This window comes from Mucilaginibacter aquatilis, assembly GCF_009755275.1.
In the GTDB taxonomy this organism is placed as follows: Bacteria; Bacteroidota; Bacteroidia; order Sphingobacteriales; family Sphingobacteriaceae; genus Mucilaginibacter; species Mucilaginibacter aquatilis.
In genome coordinates this window covers 229431-251152 of record NZ_WQLA01000006.1, presented here as the reverse complement: position 1 = coordinate 251152, position 21722 = coordinate 229431, and the positions used below count along the sequence as shown (strand labels likewise).

Here is a 21722-nt window from a genome sequence, read left to right as displayed (position 1 = left end):
GCTTAAATGGAAAGCAATAAAAAATACTGGAAAGGTTTAGAGGAGCTGAACAACACACCAGAGTTTGTTGAATTAAACAAGCACGAGTTTGCTGAGCCTGTGCCAATTGAGGAAGTGCTGAGCGGTACCGGTTTAACCGGAAAAACTCCACGCCGTAATTTCCTTAAATCAGTTGGTTTTGGTATTGGCGCGGTGTCATTGGCAGCTTGTCAAAGAGCCCCTGTACATAAATCAATTCCTTACTTAATTAAGCCTGAAGAGGTAACTCCGGGTGTGGCTAACTTCTACGTATCAAGTTTTGAAGGACAGGCTATACTGGTAAAAACCCGCGAAGGTCGTCCTATTAAAATTGAAGGTAATCCTGGTGACTTATTTGGTCAGGGTGGTATAAGTTCACAAGCACAAGCTTCATTGCTTGGTTTGTATGATACCAGCCGTCTTAAAGGCCCTATGCAAGATGGTGGCGATACCGGATGGAACCCATTAGATAGTTTTGTAAAAGCCGAACTTGCTGCCATTAAAGCAAGCGGTAAACAAATAAGGTTAGTAACAAACAGTATCAACAGCCCATCTACTTTAGGTGTGATTGCTGCTTTTGCTGCCGAGTATCCTACAACCAAACACGTTACTTACGATGCGGTATCATACACCGGTATAATTCAAGCTAACCAAAACAGCTTTGGTAAAGCAGTTTTACCTCATTACCGTTTTGATAAAGCTGACATAATAGTAAGCTTCGGTGCTGATTTCCTAGGTTCATGGATTTCGCATTCTGAATTTACCCGCCAGTATGTTACCAAGCGTAACGAGGCTGCTGTAAAAAGCGGTAAAATGTCTCGTCACATACAGTTTGAGTCGGGCATGAGCTTAACCGGTAGTAATGCTGACGTGCGTATTCCTATTAAAGTTTCGCAAGAAGGTTTAGCCCTTGTTAACCTTTACAATGAAATTACTGGCACTACTTTACCTGGTTCTAAAAAATTAGGTAATAACATTGCAGATAATGCTATCATGCTTGCTGCAAAACAACTTGCTGCTGCTAAAGGCCGTGCTGTAGTAGTTTCGGGTAGTAATGATGTTGCCGTTCAAATTCTTGTAAATGCCATAAACTCAGCTTTAGGCAGCTACGGTAATACTATAGATTTAGATAACCCTTCGTACCAATACAAAGGTAACGACGCCGATTTGGTTGCTTTAGTTGAAGAAATGAAACGCGGTGACGTAGGCGCTGTCTTCTTCCTGGATGCAAACCCGGTTTATAACTTTTATCAAAGCAGCGCCTTTGCTGATGCATTGAAAAAAGTTCGTTTAAGAGTTTCTTTTGCTCCTTACAATGATGAAACTGCAGCTGCTTGTAATATTGTAGCTCCAAATCATCATTTCCTTGAATCATGGGGAGATGAGAACGCTGTTGAAGGATTTTACACTTTAATACAACCAACTATTAACCCTGTATACGATACCCGTAAAGCTGAGCAAAGCTTATTGGTATGGAGTAACAATGCGGTTAAAGATTACTACACTTTCGTTCGTAATACCTGGAACAACGGAATTTTGGCAAAAGGCGGTTTAGCCGGTCAAAATGGTTGGGATACATTATTACAAGACGGATTTATAAAAGTAGCTGAAAAGCCGGCAACTCCGGTAACGTTCAGCCGCGACCTCAATGCTGTTGCCCAAACCATACTTGCTCAAGGTAACAAGCTAACTGGTGGTGAAGGTAAACTTGAATTACAGGTTTACGAAAACACCAGCGTAGGTGACGGTAAATACGCTAACAATCCGTGGTTACAAGAATTGCCTGAGGCGGTTTCAAAAGTTACTTGGGATAACTTTGCTGCCATAGCTCCTAAAACAGCTGAAGAGCTGAAGTTAGAAGAAGGTGATTTAATTAAAATCACTGCAAATGGTTACAGTACTGAGCTTCCTGTGTTATTGCAACCAGGCCAGGCTCAAGGTACCGTGTCTGTAGCTTTAGGTTACGGCCGTACCAAAGCTGGTAAAGTTGGCGATGGTGTTGGTAAAAACGCTTACCCGTTCCTTGCATTAACCAACGGAACTTTCCAGGGAAATGCTGTTGCTACTATTGAAGCATTAGGTGGCGATAAAGTTGTACTAGCACAAACTCAAACTCACGGTTCATACGAAGGCCGTGACATCATCCGCGAGACTACTTTACAGGAATACCTGAAAAAATCTGAAGAAAAAGACCATGGTCATGGTGAGCACGAGAAAAAGCAAACCTATGATTTATGGGAAGCTTATGATCGTCCGCAGTATGACTGGGTTATGGCTATCGACCTTAACGCATGTACCGGTTGTGGCGCATGTGTGGTAGCATGTAACGTTGAAAATAACATACCTGTTGTTGGTCGTGACGAGGTTCGCCGCCGTCGTGAAATGCACTGGATACGTATTGACCGTTACTACAGCTTTGACGAAAAAGGCAAAACAGTTACAGAAGAGAAAGAAATTGATAAACTGGAAGATTTAGACCACGTATCGGTTACTTATCAGCCAATGCTTTGCCAGCACTGTGATCACGCTCCTTGCGAAACTGTATGTCCGGTATTAGCAACCACTCACTCAAGTGAAGGTTTAAACCAAATGACGTACAACCGTTGCGTTGGTACTCGTTACTGTGCTAACAACTGTCCGTATAAAGTTCGCCGTTTCAACTGGTTTAACTACTGGAATGATTCACGCTTTGAAAATTACCTGCAAAACGATTACACTGAGCTGGTACTTAACCCTGATGTAACCACCCGTTTCCGCGGTGTTATGGAGAAATGTTCAATGTGTGTTCAACGTATACAAGCTGGTAAACTGAACGCCAAATTGCAGAAACGCTCTTTGAACGATGGTGATATCAAAATGGCATGTCAGCAAACCTGTTCAGCCAATGCAATCATCTTCGGTAACAAAAACGATCCTAATTCAGAGGTTTCTAAAGCGCTTAAGAGCGACCGTACTTACTACGTACTTGAAGAACTTAACGTACAACCAGGTATAGGTTACCAAACCAAAGTAAGAAACAGACTGACAACAGAGGCTTAAACTTAAAATACGAGATATTAATACACTATGGCATCTCACAGTGAATCAATAATCAGGGAACCGTTAATTACGGGCAAGAACATAACCTATGCCCAAATTACTAACGAGGTTTTAGCCCCTGTAGAAAATAAACCTAACATGGCTTGGTGGATAGGCTTTGTTCTCTCTGTAATAGGAGCGAGCATCTGGTTATTCTCTATCAGCTGGACTTTTTGGTACGGTATAGGCGAGTGGGGTTTGAACAAAACCGTAGGCTGGGCCTGGGACATCACCGGTTTCGTATGGTGGGTAGGTATCGGTCACGCAGGTACGCTTATATCTGCGGTACTCTTAATCTTCCGTCAAAACTGGCGTAATTCAATTAACCGTTCTGCCGAGGCAATGACCATATTTGCGGTAATCTGTGCGGCTACTTACATCTTCGGTCACATGGGTCGCGTTTGGTTAGCGTACTGGACCTTACCACTTCCTAACCAATTTGGTTCGTTATGGGTAAACTGGAACTCAGCGTTGATGATGGACGTGTTTGCAATTTCAACTTACTTCTCTGTATCATTAGTATTTTGGTACACTGGTTTATTACCTGATATTGCATCAATCCGTGACCGTGCAACCGGTTTACGCCGCCGCATCTATTCAATCATGTCATTCGGTTGGACAGGATCAGTAAAAACCTGGCAACGTTTTGAAACCGTATCGTTAATTCTTGCGGGTATATCAACTCCACTAGTACTCTCGGTACACACCATCGTATCGTTTGACTTTGCAACATCATTGGAACCGGGATGGCACACAACCATCTTCCCTCCGTACTTCGTTGCGGGTGCAATCTTCTCGGGTTTTGCCATGGTTCAAACGCTATTGTTAATTGCACGTAAGGTATTAGGGCTGGAGAACTACATAACCATGTTCCACATCGAGTCAATGAACAAAATTATTTTGTTAACTGGTTCGGTAGTAGGTGTGGCTTATATAACTGAGTTCTTCATTGCATGGTACTCAGGTGTTGAATACGAGCAATACGCGTTCATCAACCGTTCAACCGGTCCTTACTGGTGGGCTTACTGGAGCATGATGACTTGTAACGTTATTACCCCACAGTTATTCTGGTTCAAAAAAATCCGTATCAATATTCCATTGTCTTGGATTCTTTCAATCATTGTAAACATAGGTATGTGGTTTGAGCGTTTCGTAATTATCGTAACCTCACTTCACCGCGACTTTTTACCATCAAGCTGGGTAATGTTCTATCCAACCTGGACAGACGTAGGTATCTTCGTTGGTTCAATAGGTTTCTTCTTTGTAATGTTCCTTTTATTCTTACGTGTACTTCCATCTGTAGCTATGGCCGAGGTGAAATTACTAGTGAAAACTTCAAGTGAGCAGGCTAAGAAAAAACTGATTGACGAAGGTCATCTTGACCCAACTCATGTTGACGATTACGTTAAAGCATTAGAGAAATACGACAGTGTTGATTTAACTCAATACCATAAAGCATAATCATGAGCAGCACTAAATTTATATTAGGTTGTTTTGAGGATCCGGACCAAATGATGGACGGTATCACCAAACTACAGAAGAACAGCATCCCAATTTATGATGTTTATACGCCAATGCCTATTCACGGTATTGAAGCTAAATTGGGCGTTAAAGAATCACGTTTAGGTTACGCAGCATTTTGCTTTGGCTGCCTGGGTGCTACGGTTGTATTCAGCATTGTTTATTACACGCTTGTACACGACTGGCCAATGAACATAGGCGGTAAGCCACATTTTGCAATGCCAGATTTTGTTCCTTTTACTTTTGAGTGGACTATCCTGTTCACTGCATTTGGTATGGTGGCAACATTCTTTGCAGCTACACACCTTTTCCCGGGTCGTGCTCCACGTGTAATGGATTTACGCGCTACCGACGACAGGTTTGTAATTGCGGTAGATGCAAAAGGAAACATTCCGCATGATGATATTACCCGTTTGCTTGAAGAAGCGGGTGCAGTTGAAGTAAAGCACAATAAGAGAAAGTATGTTAGCTATGATGAATAAGATCAGAATATTCGGCGCAACCATGATCGCTTTTGCTGCTGTTGCGGTAACATCATCATGCCACGATAAAAGAAGCACCGGTTGGGAGTATGCTCCTAACATGTACGAGAAAATTGCGTACGATCCGGATCAGAAAAACCCTAATTTTAAAGACGGTAAAACAGCTCAGGTTCCGCCTGCAGGCACCACGCCAATTGGTTTTACACGTTTTGATTACCCTAACACCCGTGCCGGTTACGATCAGGCCAGTTTAGAGGTTAAAAATATAATTGCGCAAACACAGTCAAATTTTGCCGAAGGTAAATTACTGTATGAGCATTATTGCTCGCCTTGCCATGGCGAACAGGGGCAAGGTGACGGCGAAGTAACCAAACACGGTTATCCACCACCGCCATCTTACTCAAAAGGTCAATCATCACGCGGTGGCGCTATGAAAGATCTTACAGATGGTAAAATATATCATACCATTACTTACGGTGTAAATGCTATGGGTTCATATGCATCACAGTTAGCTCCTGAAGAGCGCTGGAAAATAGTAATGTATGTTCACAAATTGCAAACCTTATAATTTAAAAAGCTGAATGGGCACTCATCATCCACATAGTTTTGACGAACGTTTTGAATTTGCCGGCAAAGCCAAAACATTTAGCCTGGTGGCTATTGTAATTGGTGTGCTGGGCATAGTGTACGGTTTTGCAATCGATACTCATGACCATCATGCAGTACGTACATTCTCAAACCTGTTGCTTATGAGCTACTATTTTGTAGGCGTTTGCGTTGCAGGTGTATTTTTCCTAGCTTATCAGTACATGGCGCAAGCCGGCTGGTCTGTTGGTTTATTGCGTATTCCGCAGGCTTTTGCCCGTGTGTTAGGCGTAGGTGTTGTATTATTACTTATCGTAGTAGGTGCAGGCTTATTTTTAACTCATAAGGAAAGCCATGAAGGCCACGAAGTAATGGCTCCTTACCTTTACTCTCACTGGGCAACTGACGGCCTTACTACTGAAGGTAGCCCTATTTATGATGCTATCATAGCAGGTAAATCGGCCTTCCTTAATAAACCGTTCTTTTACGGCAGCTTAGCGGTAATGCTGTTATTATACACCTGGTTTGGTAAGTTGTTAGTTGATTACTCTAACAGCGAAGACAGCTTAGGCGGTATGCTTAACTATAACAAGAGCTTTAAAATGTCAGCCATTTTCCTTGTTATCTTCGGCTTTACTTTCCCAATTTATTCATTTGGTACCATCATGTCTTTAGAGGCTCACTGGTTTTCAACGATGTTTGGTTGGTATAACCTTGCAGCCGCACACGTTACCGGTTTAGCTGCTATTGCGTTAACATTGTCTATCCTTAAAGAGAACGGATACTTCTCATGGGTTAATGAAAACCACATGCATGATTTAGGTAAACTTATCTTTGGTTTCTCAATATTTTGGACCTATGTATGGTTTGCGCAATTCTTCCTTACCTGGTATGCTAACATGCCTGAGGAAAGTGTTTACTTCTACAAACGCTGGGAGCCTGAGTACAAATGGTGGTTTTGGTTAAACATTGTTTTAAACTTCTGTGCGCCATTGTTCCTATTGATGAAGAATGATAACAAACGCTCGTTCACTCGTATGAAAATTGTAGCTATTGTAATCATCATCGGTCACTGGTTAGATTATTACCTGATGATTATGCCAGGTACTATGGAGCAACACAGAGAGTTTGGTTTAACTGAAGTTACCACTTTTGTAGGGTTTGTTGGTCTTTTCTCTTTCGTGATGCTCAGCGCTTTAAGCAAATTTGAGTCATTAGTGCCTAAAAAACACCCGTTCCTGGAAGAGAGCCTTCACCACCACATTTAATATTTTGCTAACTTTGTAACACATTTTAGAATATCAAACCACTGATACAAATGGCATTTAAGCATCTGATAAATTATAAAAAGTTCTTATCGCTGTCGGCTATGCTCCTGTTACTGGGTACCAACCTGGTAATGGCGCAGGCAGCCAGCTCAAACTCTACTGCTACCGATACAGGTAACACATCGGCTCAATCAGCCGGTATGTGGACGTCAGTAGGTTATTATACCTTGTTGTTTGTGGTTATCTGTATAGCCGTGGCAATCATTGGCAAAATATTTAAAGTGTACGACCTTACCTTACAAATGCAAGGTAAAAAGGGAGTTAACTGGAATAACGTGATGGCAACCTGCTTTATCATATTCCTTGGTGCAGGCTTGATAGGAGTATATTACTCTTTCAGCGTACAAGGTGGTATGATTATAGGTGATGCCGTATCGGTACATGGTAAAACTCTTGACTCAATGTTTTGGACTACATTCGGTATCACTTTTGTAGTGTTCCTTATTACTCAGATATTGCTGTTTGGTTTTGTGTTCAAATACAAAGGTTCTGACAAACGTAAAGCTTACTACTATCCTCACAACAATACCATCGAAAAAATATGGACTGTTGCTCCAGCTATCGTTTTGACAGTGTTGGTAGTATTCGGTTTCCTTACCTGGAGAAAGATAACTAATACCGTTGACGCTAAAGGCGAGCCTGCTTCGTTGAATATAGATGTAACTGGTCACCAATTTGCTTGGGAACTGCGTTACCCTGGTGCCGACGGTAAATTAGGTAAGAAAAACTACAAACTAGTAAACGGCACCAACAAGCTTGGTGTAAGCTATGATGATAAAAACAGCTTCGATGATTTACAAGCAGATACTTTAGTTATACCTGTAAACAAATCAGTTCGTTTAAACATACTTGCGCAAGACGTTATACATAGTGTTTATATGCCTAACTTCCGTGTGCAAATCAATGCTGTACCCGGATTGCCAACCTACTTTAAATTTACGCCAACTGCAACTACTGCGGAAATGCGCAATAAGTTAGATCAACCTGATTTTAACTATCACCTGTATTGCAACAAGATATGCGGTGGAAGCCATTACAACATGCAAAAGCTTGTACTTGTGGTTACCGAAGCCGAATATCAGCAATGGTTGTCACAACAAAAGCCTTATTTAACCGACCAGTTAAAAAAAGAGCTTAAGCTTGCTGAAAACCCGCTTTACAAGCAAACCGTATTACAAACCAGATTAGCGTCAATTAATTAATCAAGATATATCGATTATGTCAACATTATCAGTTCACGATCACGGCGTAGCACATCATGATCACGATCACGAACATCACCATAATGAATCTTTCTGGACGAAGTACATCTTCAGCCAGGACCACAAAATGATAGCCCGCCAGTTTTTAATAACTGGTATCGTGATGGCGGTTATAGCCATGATTTTGTCTATCCTTTTCCGTATTCAACTGGCGTATCCTGAAAAGTCATTCCCTTTAATGGAAACTTTATTAGGTCGTTTTGCACCAGGCGGTCGTTTAGACACTAACTTTTACCTTTCGCTGGTAACTATACACGGTACCATCATGGTATTCTTCGTATTAACTGCAGGCTTGAGCGGTACATTCAGTAACTTGCTTATTCCTTACCAGTTAGGTGCCCGTGATATGGCCTCTCCATTCATGAATATGCTTTCTTACTGGTTATTCTTCGTAGCCAGTGTGATTATGATGGCTTCATTCTTTGTTGAAAAAGGACCTGCTGGTCCGGGTTGGACAATTTATCCGCCACTTTCAGCTTTACCAAAAGCAATGCCCGGCTCAGGTATGGGTATGACCTTGTGGTTAATTAGTATGACTCTGTTTGTTGCCTCACAGTTAATGGGTGGTATTAACTATGTAAGTACCATTTTGAACATGCGTACCAAAGGTATGGACTTATGGAAAATGCCTTTAACTATCTGGGCGTTTTTCCTTACCGCTATCTTAGGTATTCTTGCATTCCCTGTATTGGTTGCTGGTGTAGTTCTTTTAATATTTGACCGCAGCTTTGGTACAAGCTTTTACTTATCTGATATCGTTATCCAAGGTCAGGTTATGCCTATGGAAGGTGGTAGCCCAATCCTGTTCCAGCACTTATTCTGGTTCCTGGGTCACCCTGAAGTGTACATTGTAATTATGCCTGCTTTGGGTATATCTTCAGAAGTTATTGCTACCAACTCACGTAAACCAATCTTTGGTTACCATGCAATGGTTTACTCATTAATTGGTATTACTGTATTATCATTCATTGTATGGGGTCACCACATGTTTGTTACGGGTATGAACCCGTTCTTGGGCGGTGTGTTTATGATCACAACATTGATTATTGCGGTACCATCGGCCGTAAAAACGTTTAACTACCTGGCAACGCTTTGGAGAGGTAATATACAGTTTACCCCGGCAATGTTATTTGCTATTGGCTTAGTGTCTTTCTTCATCTCTGGTGGTATTACCGGTATTTTCTTAGGCAACGCTGCATTAGACATTAATTTGCATGATACTTACTTCGTTGTAGCTCACTTCCACCTGGTAATGGGTTCTGCGGCTATATTTGGTATGTTGGCAGGTGTTTACCACTGGTTCCCGAAAATGTTCGGCCGTATGATGGACGAGAAATTAGGATATCTGCACTTCTGGTTAACCTTTATCGGTGCTTACCTTGTGTTCTTCCCAATGCACTTTATGGGTCTTGACGGTGTTCCACGTCGTTATTACTCGTTCACTGAAATTGAGTCGTTGAAACAATGGGTATCGGTTAACACCTTTATTACCTGGGCAGCAATATTTGCCGCTTTAGCACAGGTTGCTTTCCTGTTCAACTTCTTTTATTCTATGTTCTTTGGTAAAAAGGCCCCTCAGAATCCATGGAACTCTACTACACTTGAGTGGACTACTCCGGTTGAACACATCCATGGTAACTGGCCTGGCGAAATACCAACTGTATACCGTTGGCCTTATGATTACAGCAAGCCCGGTCATGACGAAGATTTCATTCCTCAAACCGTGCCTTTCTCTCAAACATTGAGTTCCAATTTGCCACACGATTTTGAAGATCATGCATCTCACGATAACCATGAATGGGTAAATACCCAAAAATCAAACGAGGAAGTAAAGTAATTCCTTACTGATCATATGATTTAGGGTATCTGTACCGGGAAGTATCCCTCAACAGATACCCTAATTTTTTAAAAGCGTAAATGAGTAAAGCAACAAACAGAAAACGATTTAGAAGCGCCAGCCTTGTAACTATTGTTTTGCTTTTTGCCGTTATTTTAGCCGGAGGTATTGTACGCAGCTCCGGGTCGGGTATGGGTTGCCCTGATTGGCCTAAGTGTTTTGGGCGCTATATTCCGCCAACCCATGTAGGCGAATTGCCTGCCAACTACAAAGAGACTTATGTAGCCAAGCGCGAAGCTAAGAATCAGCGTTTTGCTAAGATGCTCGATAAATTTGGCAACAAAGATCTGGCGCAACGTATACGTGAAGACAAATCAATACTGATACCAGAGGAGTTCAACGCCGCACGTACCTGGACCGAGTATGTAAACAGGTTAGTAGGTGTGCTATCTGGGATAGGTTTACTACTGGTAGCCATATTTTCATTCAGTTACAGTGATGAAAATAAGTGGATTCCGGCATTGAGTGTGTTGAACATTTTTTTGGTTGGTTATCAGGCTTGGTTAGGCTCTATAGTAGTATCAACAAATTTGGTTGATTGGATTGTAACCGTACATATGCTTTTAGCACTGGTTATACTTGCTGTTACCATTTATGCCTATCACCTCGCCAAAGTACAAGGCAAGCCGGTGTTAAACACAAAGCCATTAACAAAAATTATTGCAGCACTGGCAATTATACTAAGCGTTATACAAATTACTTACGGAACGGAGGTGAGGGAGAAAGTAGATGAAGTGGCTGAGCGTTTTCAGGATGCGAACCGCGACCAGTGGGTGGCAAAGGTTGGCCAAACCTTTAACATGCACCGTGATCTTGCTTTAGCTGTTGTTGTGCTTAACGTTTTACTATATGCGTTAGTAAGGCGCACGTTTAGCCGCCATTCGGTTCAGCAGCAAATGATGAGTCTCGTATTCCTGATTATAGTTTTGCAGATAGGAGCGGGCATTGCGCTTTCTTACTGGGGACTGCCTCCGGTTGCACAGGCATCGCATATACTACTGGCAAGTTTAATTTTTGGAGCGCAATTTTATTTGATGTTGAATTTAAGCAGGTCGGCTAATTATACGGAGGTGAACAGATGATTTGGAAAGATTTAGTTAAGCTGGTTAAGCTAAGACTTACCTTCCTGGTAGTGTTCTCGGCCTCTATATCTTACCTTGTTGGCAGCCAGGTGCCATTTAAAGATAACCCACTTGGCGTTATCAACTGGGTTAATTGGGCCAAACTAATTGTTGGTGGATTTTTAATTACCGGCGCAGCTAACGGCTTTAATGAAATTATTGAAAAGGATTTAGACCGCCTGATGTCACGCACGTCTGACCGTCCATTACCATCGGGGCGTATGACTAATGGACAGGCGCTGGTACTTAGTTTGCTTATGGGCATATTTGGTACCTATCTGCTGGGTAGCTTAAATTTACTCACAGGGTTTTTATCGGTTTTTGCAATCATATTGTATGCGTTTGCCTATACACCTTTAAAGCAAAAGTCGCCTATATCAGTATTCGTTGGTGCCATTCCGGGTGCATTACCACCGCTAATTGGTTACGTTGCTGCCCACCCTAAAATTGATCAAATTGCACTTATAGTTTTTGGTATTCAGTTTATATGGCAGTTTCCGCATTTTTGGGCAATTGCCTGGGTTTTAGATGATGACTACAAGTTAGCAGGTTTCCGTTTGTTACCCACAGGCCACCGCGACAGGGTTAGCGCTATAATAACATTTGTGTTTACGTTAGTGCTTTTACCTGTAAGCTTGTTACCTACCATATATGGTTACGGCGGTTATTTTGTAGGTGGCGTTTCTTTGATTTTTAGTATTATATTTTTATACCAGGCATTCAACCTCATGCGCAAGCTCGATATCAAATCGGCAAGGCAATTGATGTTTGGTTCATTTTTATACCTGCCGGTTGTGCAGTTAATGTTTTTGTTTGATTTTATAGGGAAGTAGTAAAGATGATGGCTCAGTTTCAGCAAGACAAAGGAAAATTAGACTTAACCCCCAAAAGATTTAACATGTGGCTATTCTTGTTCACATCGTTTATGTTTTTTGCGGCGTTAACTAGCGGTTTTATTGTTTACATAGGTGGTAAAGGGCACGGTTTAAATATTAAGATGCCGGCTGCGTTTATGTACAGTACTGCTATTATAATGATAAGCAGCATCACCGTGTTTTTAGCATCAACAGCAGCAAAGAAGAGTGATGTTGCTAAACAAAGAGCTTTTTTATGGCTCACATTACTATTAGGTGTCGGCTTTTTTGCCATGCAAATATATGCCTGGTATGTGTTATCGTTCGAAATGCATGCCTTTTTATCAAATCCTAATGCTTCCATTTCTTTCGTGTATGTGTTTTCTTTGATGCACCTTATACACATTTTGGCAGGATTAGTGTTACTAATTATAAGCTTGGTGAGCACATATCGGAAAACGCCCCAGGTACTGAATCTATTCCGTATGGAGATGTCCTCAATATTTTGGCATTTTGTCGATATTATATGGATTTATCTCTATGTTTTTTTACTTTTGAACCAGAATTAATCAATCTACACAATAAGAAGTACAGATGAGTACAACAGCGGTTACATCCCCTATAGACGAAGTTAAATCAACGCCATGGTCTGGCGGTAAAGAGCCGTTTTCGGTAGAATACGGTAAAATGATGATGTGGTTTTTCCTTTTATCGGATGCCTTTACATTTTCATCTTTATTAATTGCTTATGGCGCTTTGCGTTTCAGCTCAACCTCTTGGCCTGCGGCCGATCATATTTTCCAGTCGGTACCGTTAACCTCAATTGAGCATGGTGCACCGTTGGTATTTGTGGGTATCATGACGTTCATCCTCATCATGAGTTCAGTAACTATGGTATTGGGTGTTGAGGCTGGTCATCGCGGTGCTAAAAAAGAAGTAGCCTGGTGGTTGGTAGCTACTGTAATTGGTGGCTTTATGTTTTTAGGTTGCCAGGCATTAGAGTGGAGCCACTTGTTTGCCGAAGGCTTTGGTTGGGGTAAAATTCCTGAACATCTTGATCATTTCTTCCCACATGGTGTTGAGCCATCTGCTGTGTATACACAACAGTTTGCCAACCTGTTTTTTACTATTACCGGTTTCCACGGTTTCCACGTATTTAGCGGTGTAATTATCAATATTATTATCCTTATCAACGTTTTGGCCGGTACTTACGAGCGCCGCGGCAGCTACCTGATGGTTGAAAAAGTTGGCCTTTACTGGCACTTTGTTGATTTGGTTTGGGTTTTTGTATTTACCTTCTTCTACTTAGTTTGATTTTTAACAACGCTATTTAAAATAACGATATCATGTCTGAAACAAAACATACAGAATTACATCACGATGAGCACGGCGAACATGCCGGCATGACCCGTGGTAAAATATGGCAGGTGTTTTTCATCCTGTTAGGCATTACTGTTATTGAATTCTTTATTGCACTTTACATGGTGCCTAGAGGAATCATTGGCTTAAACGTAGCCAACCCTATATACATCATTTTAACTTTAGCTAAGGCGTTTTACATTGTGGCGTTCTTTATGCACTTAAAGTTTGAAAAAGTAGGTTTAGTATATTCAATTTTGGTTCCAACCCTGTTCATCATCGGTTTAATACTGGTGCTTACCAATGAAAGCCATCACTGGGTGGACGTGTTAAGGTAAGTCGTAATAAATGAACAGATCTTCTTTTACTATAAAAAAGATATTAATCCTGGTGCTCATATTGGCAGTACCAGGATTTTTATATTATTTGCTAACCGCAAAAGGTAAAAACCGTTATAAGCCGCTTGCTATTTACGGTCCTAAGCAGGTCGCCAAAACCGGGCACAAGTTTCACGGCAAATACATCCCCGATACCATTTATCATAAGCTGCCCAACTTTGAGTTTACCAACCAGGAGGGCAAGACGGTAAAATTAAGTGATTTTGACTACAAGGTATTTGTAGTAAACTTATTTTACACCCAGTGCCCCGAAGTTTGCGGTAAGGTGAATAAGAACATTGACAGACTAGCAGGTGCGTTTCGCAAAAACCGTATGGTTAAATTTGTGAGCATAACTGTTGACTCTGAATTTGATAATACGGCACGTTTGCAAGCATATGCGAAACCGTGGGGATATACCGCCGATAAGTGGATGTTTTTAAGAGGTGATACGGCAACAACCTATAATGTTGCCCGTAATGGCTTACTTATTAATGCCGTGAAAATGAATAACAACTTTGTTTTTGATAGCAAGCTTGTTTTAATAGATGCCGAGAAACGTATACGTGGTTATTATGATGGCACCAACCTGCAGGAAGTAGTTAAGCTTAACGACGAGATTAAAGTGCAGATTGCCGAAGAGCTACGTAAAATTAAAGCCCCGAATTGATATGAACGTGAGTGATAAATTTATATTCCGGTTTGTTGCCGGTATATCAGTATTTGTCTTTTTAGTTGTTGTAATACTTAGCCTAAAGGTGTTGCCTGCTCCGGCAGTTTCACCCGATTTACTTTATTTTTTTCCAAAGCTGAATGCTTTTTTAAATGGTGCCTGTAGTGTCCTGCTGGTTATATCGCTTTATTTTATAAGGCATGGCAATGTAACCTGGCATAAGCGCACCAACATAGTTGCTTTTTGCTTATCAGCGTTATTCCTGGTATCTTACATACTTTTCCATTGGTTGGGGCATGATACCAAATTTGGTGACTTAGATGGTGACGGAGTACTTTCTGATACCGAAGCAGCAGCCGTTGGTGGGATGCGTGTTGCCTACCTTATTATATTGCTTACCCATATTATTTTGGCGGCTATTGTGTTGCCATTGATATTACTAAGTTTCTATCGTGGCTTACAAATGGATGTTCAACGTCACCGTAAGTTAGTGCGCTGGGCTTTTCCGGTTTGGTTTTATGTTACGGTAAGTGGTGTAATTGTTTACCTGCTCATTCAGCCTTATTACAACTTTTAATTTTAATTAGGTAATTTTGTAGTATGAAAAGTGTGAAGGTTTTTATTTGTGCGCTTAGTTTTTCATTGCTCGCCTTAAATGTGCAACAAGTTAACGCTCAGTGTGCCATGTGTTCGGCCACGGCTGAGGCTGGCGTAAAAGATGGCAACACGGAGGCAAACGGCCTTAACAATGGTATCTTGTATCTGTTAGCGGCACCTTATATAGCGTTAGCTGTAGGAGGTTACGTATGGTATAAAAAGTACCGTCGTAAAAACGTAGACCTTAATATGGGTAAAGAGAAATTTCATTTAAATTAAAACTATCCGGCCCCTTGCCGGATTTTTTATATAACACCAATATATCTGCTATGTCTCAAACCCCGATGGGCAGCGCTATGCTGCAGTCAAAATGCCCAAAATGCCGTCGTGGTAAAATGTTTACCGGGGCAATGTATGCTATAGGCGGTAATAAAATGCATGAAAACTGCACGCGTTGCGGTCTGCATTTTGAAATTGAGCCTGGCTATTTCTACGCTGCCATGTACGTAAGCTATGCTTTTAACGTTGCTGAAGCCGTTATACTTGCATTTATAACGTATTACGCTACCGGCAATATGGAATCGCCCTGGCTGTATCTGGGTGTTATTTTAGGAGGATGCTTTATACTTGCGCCTTTTAATTATCGTTATTCAAGGGTTATACTACTTTACTGGTTGTCGCCCAAAATACACTACCAGCCCTATTTAGATACAGATGATAAGCACTGATACGTTTAAGTTCCTATCCGATCTTCAAAAAAATAACAGCCGCGAGTGGTTTCAGGCAAATAAAGAGCGTTACGAAGAAGCCTACGCTAATGTATTTGACTTTGCAGGTGAACTTATTAAAGCTTTAAGCAAAGCTGACACTGGTGTAGACGCCAGCCTTGAGCCTAAGAAGTGTATGATGCGTATTTATCGTGATATTAGGTTTAGCAAAGATAAAACGCCCTATAAAACGCATTTTGCTATTGGCAGGCTTACCAGGCATAAGTCGGTTGAAATTGGTTATTACCTGCAAATTGAGCCCGGTAACAAATCATTTATTGCGGGTGGTTACTGGATGCCGCAGGGAGAACATATAAAAGCTATAAGGCAGGAAATTGACTATAATGCTGCCGACCTAACTGCAATTATTGATAAGCCCGAATTCAAAAAAGACTTTGGTGAGTTTCGTGACCAGGAAAAGCTTAAAACCTTGCCCAAAGGTTATGATGCGGATAACGAACATATCGACTTGCTTAAATTAAAAAGCTTTATTGCCTATCACGAGCTTACGGATAACGAAATGCAGAAAGCCGGAATTACAGGCAGAATTGCATTTTTGTGTGAACAGATACATCCCCTTAATGTATTTTTAAATAACGCTATTGACTAAACTAACTGAAACCTTCATCATGAAAACACAGTATTATCTCATTGCATTAGCATTGGGTGCTTCATTACATTCTTGTAAAGTAATGTCGCCAAAAGCTTACAAGGCTCTTATTGCCGAGCGCGATTCCCTTCAAAGCCGGTCGGCCAGCCTTGAAGAAGAAATGGCTAAGCTACGCTCAGATACAGCTCACTTGCACCGCGAGTTAAGCGAGTTGCAGGTAACCTACAATGAGTTAAACGCAAAGCATGTTTTGCTAAATAAAAATTATAGTGCTAACTCTACAAAAATTAACCAGCTATCAGGCGATTTGCAAAAAAGGGAGGCTCGTTTACGCGAGGTTGAAGACATATTGCGCAAGCGGGATGAGGCAACCAATGCCTTAAAAAATAAATTACAACAGGCGTTGCTTGGCTTTCAGCAAAGTGGTTTAACCGTTGATATACGCAACGGAAAAGTGTACGTATCACTTACCGATAAATTACTATTCCCGTCAGGCAGTATTGTAATAGATGAAAAGGGCAAGCAGGCACTTAAGCAATTGGCCGGTGTGCTCAACAAGGAAACTGATATCAACTTATCAATAGAAGGGCATACCGATAATCAGCGCGTGGTAAATTTGGGTCAAATTAAAGATAACTGGGATTTAAGCGTACTTAGAGCAACATCTGTAAGTAGGTATTTAACCGAGATTGAGAAGATAGATGCTACCCGTATTACAGCCACTGGCAAGGGTGAGTTCCAGCCGATAGACAAAGCAAATACTCCTGAGGCAAGATCACGCAACCGCCGTATAGAAATTGTTTTAACACCCCGCTTGGATGAGCTATACAATCTCATCAATACCAAATAAGAATTAAAGCACTGTTGCGTTTTCGCATATTAAAAAGATAAAATGCAGGCTAAAGCCATCATTTTATCTTTTTAACCTTTTCAAGCCTTCTTTTGCCTTATGTTCAATGCTGTTTTCCTGATCGTGGTTTTTAAAATCTATGGCTAACTTGTAATATGAGACGGCCTTAGCACTATCTTTAAGCTGCTCATATATATTGCCGGCTCTAAGGGCCGACATTGGACCAAAGTAAGTGTTGCTTGTTTTACCCGTAACTATGGCCTGCTGATAGTTTTCTAACGCAGGCATGTTTTTATCCATAGCTTCATAAACCCGTGCCAGCCGGTAGTAGTACTCGGCCTTATCATCTTTTACAGTAAAGCTACCTGCATCTTTACCTTTTAAAATGTTAAGTGCTTTATCATATAAACCACCATCAAACCAAAGACGTGCCTGCAGGAGGGTAGTGTTATAGGGAACTCCTGCAATTTCCTTTAATGCTCTTTTATCTTTTTCGTTATAGGTGTAACCTTTAGTTTTTACAAACTGAACAAAGGCATTGTAGCGCTTTTCGTTTCCATCCAGTAAGGCCTCCCAGGCTAAATGCAGGTAGGCATCTTTAATATAGTTTACACCTTTATTGGTTTGCAAAAACTTGTTGAAATAATTTCCTGCCGATTTATCAGATACATTCATGCGTGCCAGCCCGGCTAGGTAATCAAGATAGGGGTACGGCTGGTATTCGCTGCCCTCAGGCGCTTTTTTTAAAAAATGTACAGCTTCGTTACTGTGACCTGTGCGGAGGGCTATATAGCCTTGTATATAGCTTTTAAGAAGGTTGCTATTATCCATGCCCGTGGTGTATTGCAGCATTTTGTTATAAGCCTGCTCATCATTCACCACATCTGTTTGAAGGTAAGTTGTATAAAATACTGCTTCATCGTAATACATAGCGTGCGCCGACTTAGGTAAATGCAACGTAGCGTTCTGCAGAAGGTTTATGCCTGAGGTGATGCTGCCTTTAATGCCAAATATATTCAGTACACTTTTTAATGCCCCATCGGGCAGGGCACCCAAGGCTACGTTCACCATACCCAATGGTATATCATCTGGCAAAAAGGCCGGAAACTTCTTTTGATTTTCGTTTAGTTGCTTGTAAGCCCTGTTGATGGCAAAGCCTGCGGCGCTGTTATCTCCAAAACGGGCATGGAGTAATGCCCAGTGCAAATTTACCTGTGCAAGAGCAAAGTTATAGTAGGGAGATGTCTTGTCTTCATCTTCAAGCTTGTTAAGCCTCTTCGACTTATTTTCCTTAAGCCGGTCATAGTCTGACTTGCTTTCGGTGCTCAACATCCAAAAGTAGTCGTAATAGTCATCCAGCAGTATGGCAAAGCTGTTTTGCGGGTGCATTGATTTTTCAGCATCAATAGCCTGCCTGGCTGCTTTAAGTTTAAATTGTAATATGCATTTATAGGCCTTGGTACAGTTAGCGTTAACATCAAAATTTGCAAAGCATTGCAAACCCCAAAAAAGTAGCGGAATAAATAATCGTAATCGTTTGGTCATTACACAAAAAAAGGCGCCTGTTTCAGGCGCCTTATCGTTTTTTTAATTTAAAAGCTGATTATGCGTGCTCTTCTTCGAGCGCCATTTGTTCATCAACCAAAATGCGTCCGCAATGTTCGCAAACGATGATTTTTTTACGCTGACGAATGTCGGCCTGGCGCTGAGGAGGTATTTGATTGAAACATCCTGAGCAAGAATCGCGCTGAATGGTTACAACCGCTAAACCGTTTTTAGCGTTACCGCGTAAACGGCTGTAAGCAGTTAGTAAACGCTCTTCAATGTTTTGCTTTGCTGATTCGGCCTGAGTGTTTAATTCATTCTCATCTTTCTCAGTTTCAGCAGTAATTGTACCTAATTCTTCTTTTTTAGCGTCTAAATCGGCACGGCGACCTTCTAAATCAGCCAAAGCTTTTTCGTAGATCTGAGTTTTTGAAGTGATTTCAAAACCGTACTCCCTTATTTTCTTCTCGCTAACCTGAATATCAAGACCTTGAATTTCGATCTCTTTTGAAATAGCGTCATACTCACGGTTGTTTTTTACCTCGTTAAGCTGACCTTCGTATTTTTTAATATTAGCTTGAGCATCGCGGATAAGATTTTTGCGGGTAACAATGTTATCCTCTAAATCATCAAGCTCACCTTTAATTTTCTGAATGCGGGTCTCCAAACCGGCAACATCATCTTCCAGGTCGGCAACTTCCATAGGCAGTTCACCTCTTACCTGGCGTATTCTGTCAATTTTGGTATGGATAGTTTGCAGGTCGTATAAAGCTTTCAGCTTTTGTTCTACGGTTTGTTCCATTAAATAAAATATTTTATGGGGTTTGTATTAATTTCTGTTAAACGGAGGGCAAAGTTACTAAATTTTTTCTGTATTATTTCATACAATAGATGCTGTGTAAATTGCTCACTTTCAAAATGTCCGATATCGGCAATTATAATTTTCGCCTCAGCATCGAAAAACTCATGGTACTTATAATCAGCGGTGATGAATATGTCTGCTCCGGCAGCAATTGCCTGTTTTAATAAGAAGCCGCCCGAGCCACCACAAACTGCCACCTTCTTAATTGGTTTACCTAATAATTCGGTATGACGCACTACAGCTGCCTGCATTTTGGTTTTTAATAGCGCTAAAAAATCATTTTCGGCAAGCGGAATATCAAGTTCGCCTATCATGCCTGAGCCAACCTGTTGATGCTGGTTGGTTAAAGTATAAAGGTCATAGGCAACTTCCTCATAAGGATGATTCAAAAAAAGTGCCATCAATATTTTACTTTCTAACTGTGCAGGGTAAACAGTTTCAATACGAACTTCGGCTTCCTGGTGCTGCTCGCCAACATTACCCACGTATGGGTTGCTGTCTTGGCCCGCTTTGAATGTCCCGGTGCCATTGGCGTTGAAGCTGCATTCACTGTAGTTGCCTATGTTTCCGGCGCCTGCGGCAAATAAGGCATTGCGTAGAGTACCTGCATGGCTCACCGGTACATAAGTAACCAGTTTTTTTAAAATGCCGTTTTTTGGCGATAATATCCGGAGGTTTTTAACACCGAGCACTTCACCAATCCTGCCGTTCACACCGTTAATTACACTATCTAAATTGGTATGTATGGCGTACAAAGCTATGTTGTGTTGAATAGCTCTTTCAACAACGCGTTCAACGTATGATTTGCTGTTAAATTTTTTTAAGCCTTTAAACACAATTGGATGATGTGATATTATTACGTCACATCCTGTGCGTATTGCCTCATCAACAACAGCTTCTGTGCAATCTAACGATATGAGGGCCTGGTTAATTTCCTTACTTGCCTGACCTACTATAAGGCCCGAGTTATCGTACTCTTCCTGATAGGATAGCGGTGCAATACTTTCAAGATAAGATGTTAATTCATGTAATTTCATATACAGAAGCAAATGTACTACCAGCCAAGCCAGTTCCAAATACGCATAAATATAAATAAAAGCAGGTTTACCAATACCAGTGTTGTTATTGGTATGTAGAGTTGATAGTTATCGCGTTTTATGTTGATATCTCCCGGTAAGTGACCTATCCAACGAAATTTTTCACCCCAAAAAAACCATATGATACCGGCAAGCAGTAAAAGGCCACCGGAAACCATAAGTAATTTTGCGCCGTTATTTGCCACCTGACTAGAAGCCTCTCATTTTTATAAGATGCATAGATTCATAGGCCATTTGCTTGTTATACTCGTTAGCAAGCTCTTTGTGGTTTATTAAATCAACAATGGTACCTATAAAACAAAAACCAGCAGTAAAGAAATATATGATACCCATAAATATCTGGCCTGTTATAAAGCGCTGTATTCCTGCAATACCTACAAAGCCAAGCAGCGTAAATAGCAAAATATCTTGCGGGCTACGGCGTTTGCTGCCATAGAGTGCAAGAAATTGCTGTTGTTGTCTTTCTTCTAAGCCAACAGTGGCTTGCTGCAAAAAGGTTGCTTCCTCGGGTGTAAGACCTGAAAATGCGGCGAAATAGTTAAAGTCCATGAGTTGAAGTTTTCTTAAAGTTAAACAAACGATTTAAGGTTAGACAACCAATGCGGTAAATTATTACAAGTAAAGCCGGAATCCCCAGCCAATGGGCTTTAAAAGATTGTTGGATGTTTCCATGTAGCAGCCATGATATGGAATGACCTATGCCGCAACCGGGGCACCAGTTAACCCCAACTATTTTAAACACACAAAGGGCAAAATGCCCTTTGTGTGCAGGATGGGAAACAGCTAAACATATGATGGCTGTTACCCAAAAAATAAGTTCAAAATGTATTTTAAGTTGT

24 protein-coding genes are annotated in these 21722 nt (G+C 41.1%); 18 read left to right on the top strand and 6 right to left on the bottom strand.

All coding sequences use genetic code 11. The features are described 5' to 3' along the window. Window positions 1-6: 6 nt before the first annotated feature. The 18 genes from GO816_RS15595 to GO816_RS15510 all read left to right on the top strand — a co-directional run bounded on the left by GO816_RS15595 (window position 7) and on the right by GO816_RS15510 (window position 17379). A complete protein-coding gene (locus tag GO816_RS15595) occupies window positions 7-3057 on the top strand; it encodes a TAT-variant-translocated molybdopterin oxidoreductase (protein ID WP_157542871.1) in 3051 nt (1016 codons plus the stop codon). 27 nt (window positions 3058-3084) lie between these two features. Further along, window positions 3085-4557, top strand: a complete 1473-nt coding sequence (gene nrfD, locus GO816_RS15590) for an NrfD/PsrC family molybdoenzyme membrane anchor subunit (protein ID WP_157542870.1) — start codon at window positions 3085-3087, stop codon at window positions 4555-4557. Between the two features lie 2 nt (window positions 4558-4559). Continuing rightward, on the top strand, window positions 4560-5099 hold the full coding sequence (locus GO816_RS15585) for a DUF3341 domain-containing protein (protein ID WP_157542869.1): 540 nt from the start codon (window positions 4560-4562) through the stop codon (window positions 5097-5099). Further along, window positions 5080-5667 (top strand): c-type cytochrome, encoded by a 588-nt coding sequence (locus GO816_RS15580; RefSeq protein ID WP_157542868.1) that lies wholly within the window; start codon window positions 5080-5082, stop codon window positions 5665-5667. The genes GO816_RS15585 and GO816_RS15580 overlap by 20 nt, the downstream gene beginning before the upstream one ends. A 13-nt stretch (window positions 5668-5680) precedes the next feature. Beyond that, window positions 5681-6952, top strand: coding sequence for a quinol:cytochrome C oxidoreductase (locus GO816_RS15575; RefSeq protein WP_157542867.1), 1272 nt, complete (start codon window positions 5681-5683; stop codon window positions 6950-6952). 50 nt (window positions 6953-7002) lie between these two features. Further along, window positions 7003-8214, top strand: coding sequence for a cytochrome c oxidase subunit II (locus tag GO816_RS15570; RefSeq protein ID WP_157542866.1), 1212 nt, complete (start codon window positions 7003-7005; stop codon window positions 8212-8214). 16 nt (window positions 8215-8230) lie between these two features. After that, window positions 8231-10111: a cytochrome c oxidase subunit I gene (locus GO816_RS15565; protein WP_198171534.1), complete on the top strand. Its 1881-nt coding sequence runs from the start codon at window positions 8231-8233 to the stop codon at window positions 10109-10111. Between the two features lie 80 nt (window positions 10112-10191). Continuing rightward, complete coding sequence (locus tag GO816_RS15560; protein WP_157542865.1) at window positions 10192-11253, top strand: COX15/CtaA family protein; 1062 nt, start codon at window positions 10192-10194, stop codon at window positions 11251-11253. Continuing rightward, complete coding sequence (gene cyoE / locus GO816_RS15555; protein ID WP_157542864.1) at window positions 11250-12125, top strand: heme o synthase; 876 nt, start codon at window positions 11250-11252, stop codon at window positions 12123-12125. Before GO816_RS15560 ends, cyoE begins: the two co-directional genes overlap by 4 nt. A gap of 5 nt (window positions 12126-12130) precedes the next feature. After that, complete coding sequence (locus tag GO816_RS15550; protein ID WP_232336593.1) at window positions 12131-12715, top strand: cytochrome c oxidase subunit 3; 585 nt, start codon at window positions 12131-12133, stop codon at window positions 12713-12715. A gap of 25 nt (window positions 12716-12740) precedes the next feature. Next, entirely contained in the window at window positions 12741-13460 is a 720-nt protein-coding gene (locus GO816_RS15545) for a cytochrome c oxidase subunit 3 (RefSeq protein WP_157542863.1), read from the top strand. A 32-nt stretch (window positions 13461-13492) separates the two neighbouring features. Continuing rightward, window positions 13493-13843, top strand: coding sequence for a cytochrome C oxidase subunit IV family protein (locus GO816_RS15540; protein ID WP_157542862.1), 351 nt, complete (start codon window positions 13493-13495; stop codon window positions 13841-13843). Window positions 13844-13853: 10 nt separating this feature from the next. Continuing rightward, entirely contained in the window at window positions 13854-14552 is a 699-nt protein-coding gene (locus GO816_RS15535; RefSeq protein WP_157542861.1) for an SCO family protein, read from the top strand. Window positions 14553-14559: 7 nt separating this feature from the next. Beyond that, window positions 14560-15132 carry a DUF420 domain-containing protein gene (locus GO816_RS15530; protein WP_317163644.1) on the top strand — a complete coding sequence of 191 codons (573 nt, stop codon included), beginning with the start codon at window positions 14560-14562 and terminating at the stop codon, window positions 15130-15132. 23 nt (window positions 15133-15155) lie between these two features. Further along, window positions 15156-15431: a hypothetical protein gene (locus tag GO816_RS15525; RefSeq protein ID WP_157542859.1), complete on the top strand. Its 276-nt coding sequence runs from the start codon at window positions 15156-15158 to the stop codon at window positions 15429-15431. Between the two features lie 50 nt (window positions 15432-15481). Then, complete coding sequence (locus tag GO816_RS15520) at window positions 15482-15880, top strand: DUF983 domain-containing protein (RefSeq protein WP_157542858.1); 399 nt, start codon at window positions 15482-15484, stop codon at window positions 15878-15880. Continuing rightward, window positions 15867-16529 carry a DUF2461 domain-containing protein gene (locus tag GO816_RS15515; protein ID WP_157542857.1) on the top strand — a complete coding sequence of 221 codons (663 nt, stop codon included), beginning with the start codon at window positions 15867-15869 and terminating at the stop codon, window positions 16527-16529. Before GO816_RS15520 ends, GO816_RS15515 begins: the two co-directional genes overlap by 14 nt. Before the next feature lie 19 nt (window positions 16530-16548). Beyond that, complete coding sequence (locus tag GO816_RS15510) at window positions 16549-17379, top strand: OmpA/MotB family protein (protein ID WP_157542856.1); 831 nt, start codon at window positions 16549-16551, stop codon at window positions 17377-17379. A 63-nt stretch (window positions 17380-17442) separates the two neighbouring features. On the opposite strand, the gene GO816_RS15505 is transcribed toward GO816_RS15510, so the two are convergent. From GO816_RS15505 to GO816_RS15480, 6 genes are read right to left on the bottom strand one after another with little or no spacing between them, the layout of a single operon-like run. Beyond that, window positions 17443-18924, bottom strand: a complete 1482-nt coding sequence (locus GO816_RS15505; RefSeq protein WP_157542855.1) for a tetratricopeptide repeat protein — start codon at window positions 18922-18924, stop codon at window positions 17443-17445. Window positions 18925-18982: 58 nt separating this feature from the next. Beyond that, complete coding sequence (locus GO816_RS15500; RefSeq protein ID WP_157542854.1) at window positions 18983-19726, bottom strand: zinc ribbon domain-containing protein; 744 nt, start codon at window positions 19724-19726, stop codon at window positions 18983-18985. Continuing rightward, entirely contained in the window at window positions 19726-20823 is a 1098-nt protein-coding gene (locus GO816_RS15495) for a Nif3-like dinuclear metal center hexameric protein (RefSeq protein ID WP_157542853.1), read from the bottom strand. The genes GO816_RS15500 and GO816_RS15495 overlap by 1 nt, the downstream gene beginning before the upstream one ends. Window positions 20824-20840: 17 nt before the next feature. Continuing rightward, entirely contained in the window at window positions 20841-21041 is a 201-nt protein-coding gene (locus GO816_RS15490) for a DUF2905 domain-containing protein (RefSeq protein WP_157542852.1), read from the bottom strand. Between the two features lie 31 nt (window positions 21042-21072). Then, the gene (locus GO816_RS15485; RefSeq protein ID WP_157542851.1) at window positions 21073-21432 is read right to left on the bottom strand and encodes a TM2 domain-containing protein; all 360 of its coding nucleotides are present in this window, start codon (window positions 21430-21432) and stop codon (window positions 21073-21075) included. Continuing rightward, a complete protein-coding gene (locus GO816_RS15480; RefSeq protein ID WP_317163649.1) occupies window positions 21422-21625 on the bottom strand; it encodes a DUF2752 domain-containing protein in 204 nt (67 codons plus the stop codon). Before GO816_RS15480 ends, GO816_RS15485 begins: the two co-directional genes overlap by 11 nt. Window positions 21626-21722: the final 97 nt, after the last annotated feature.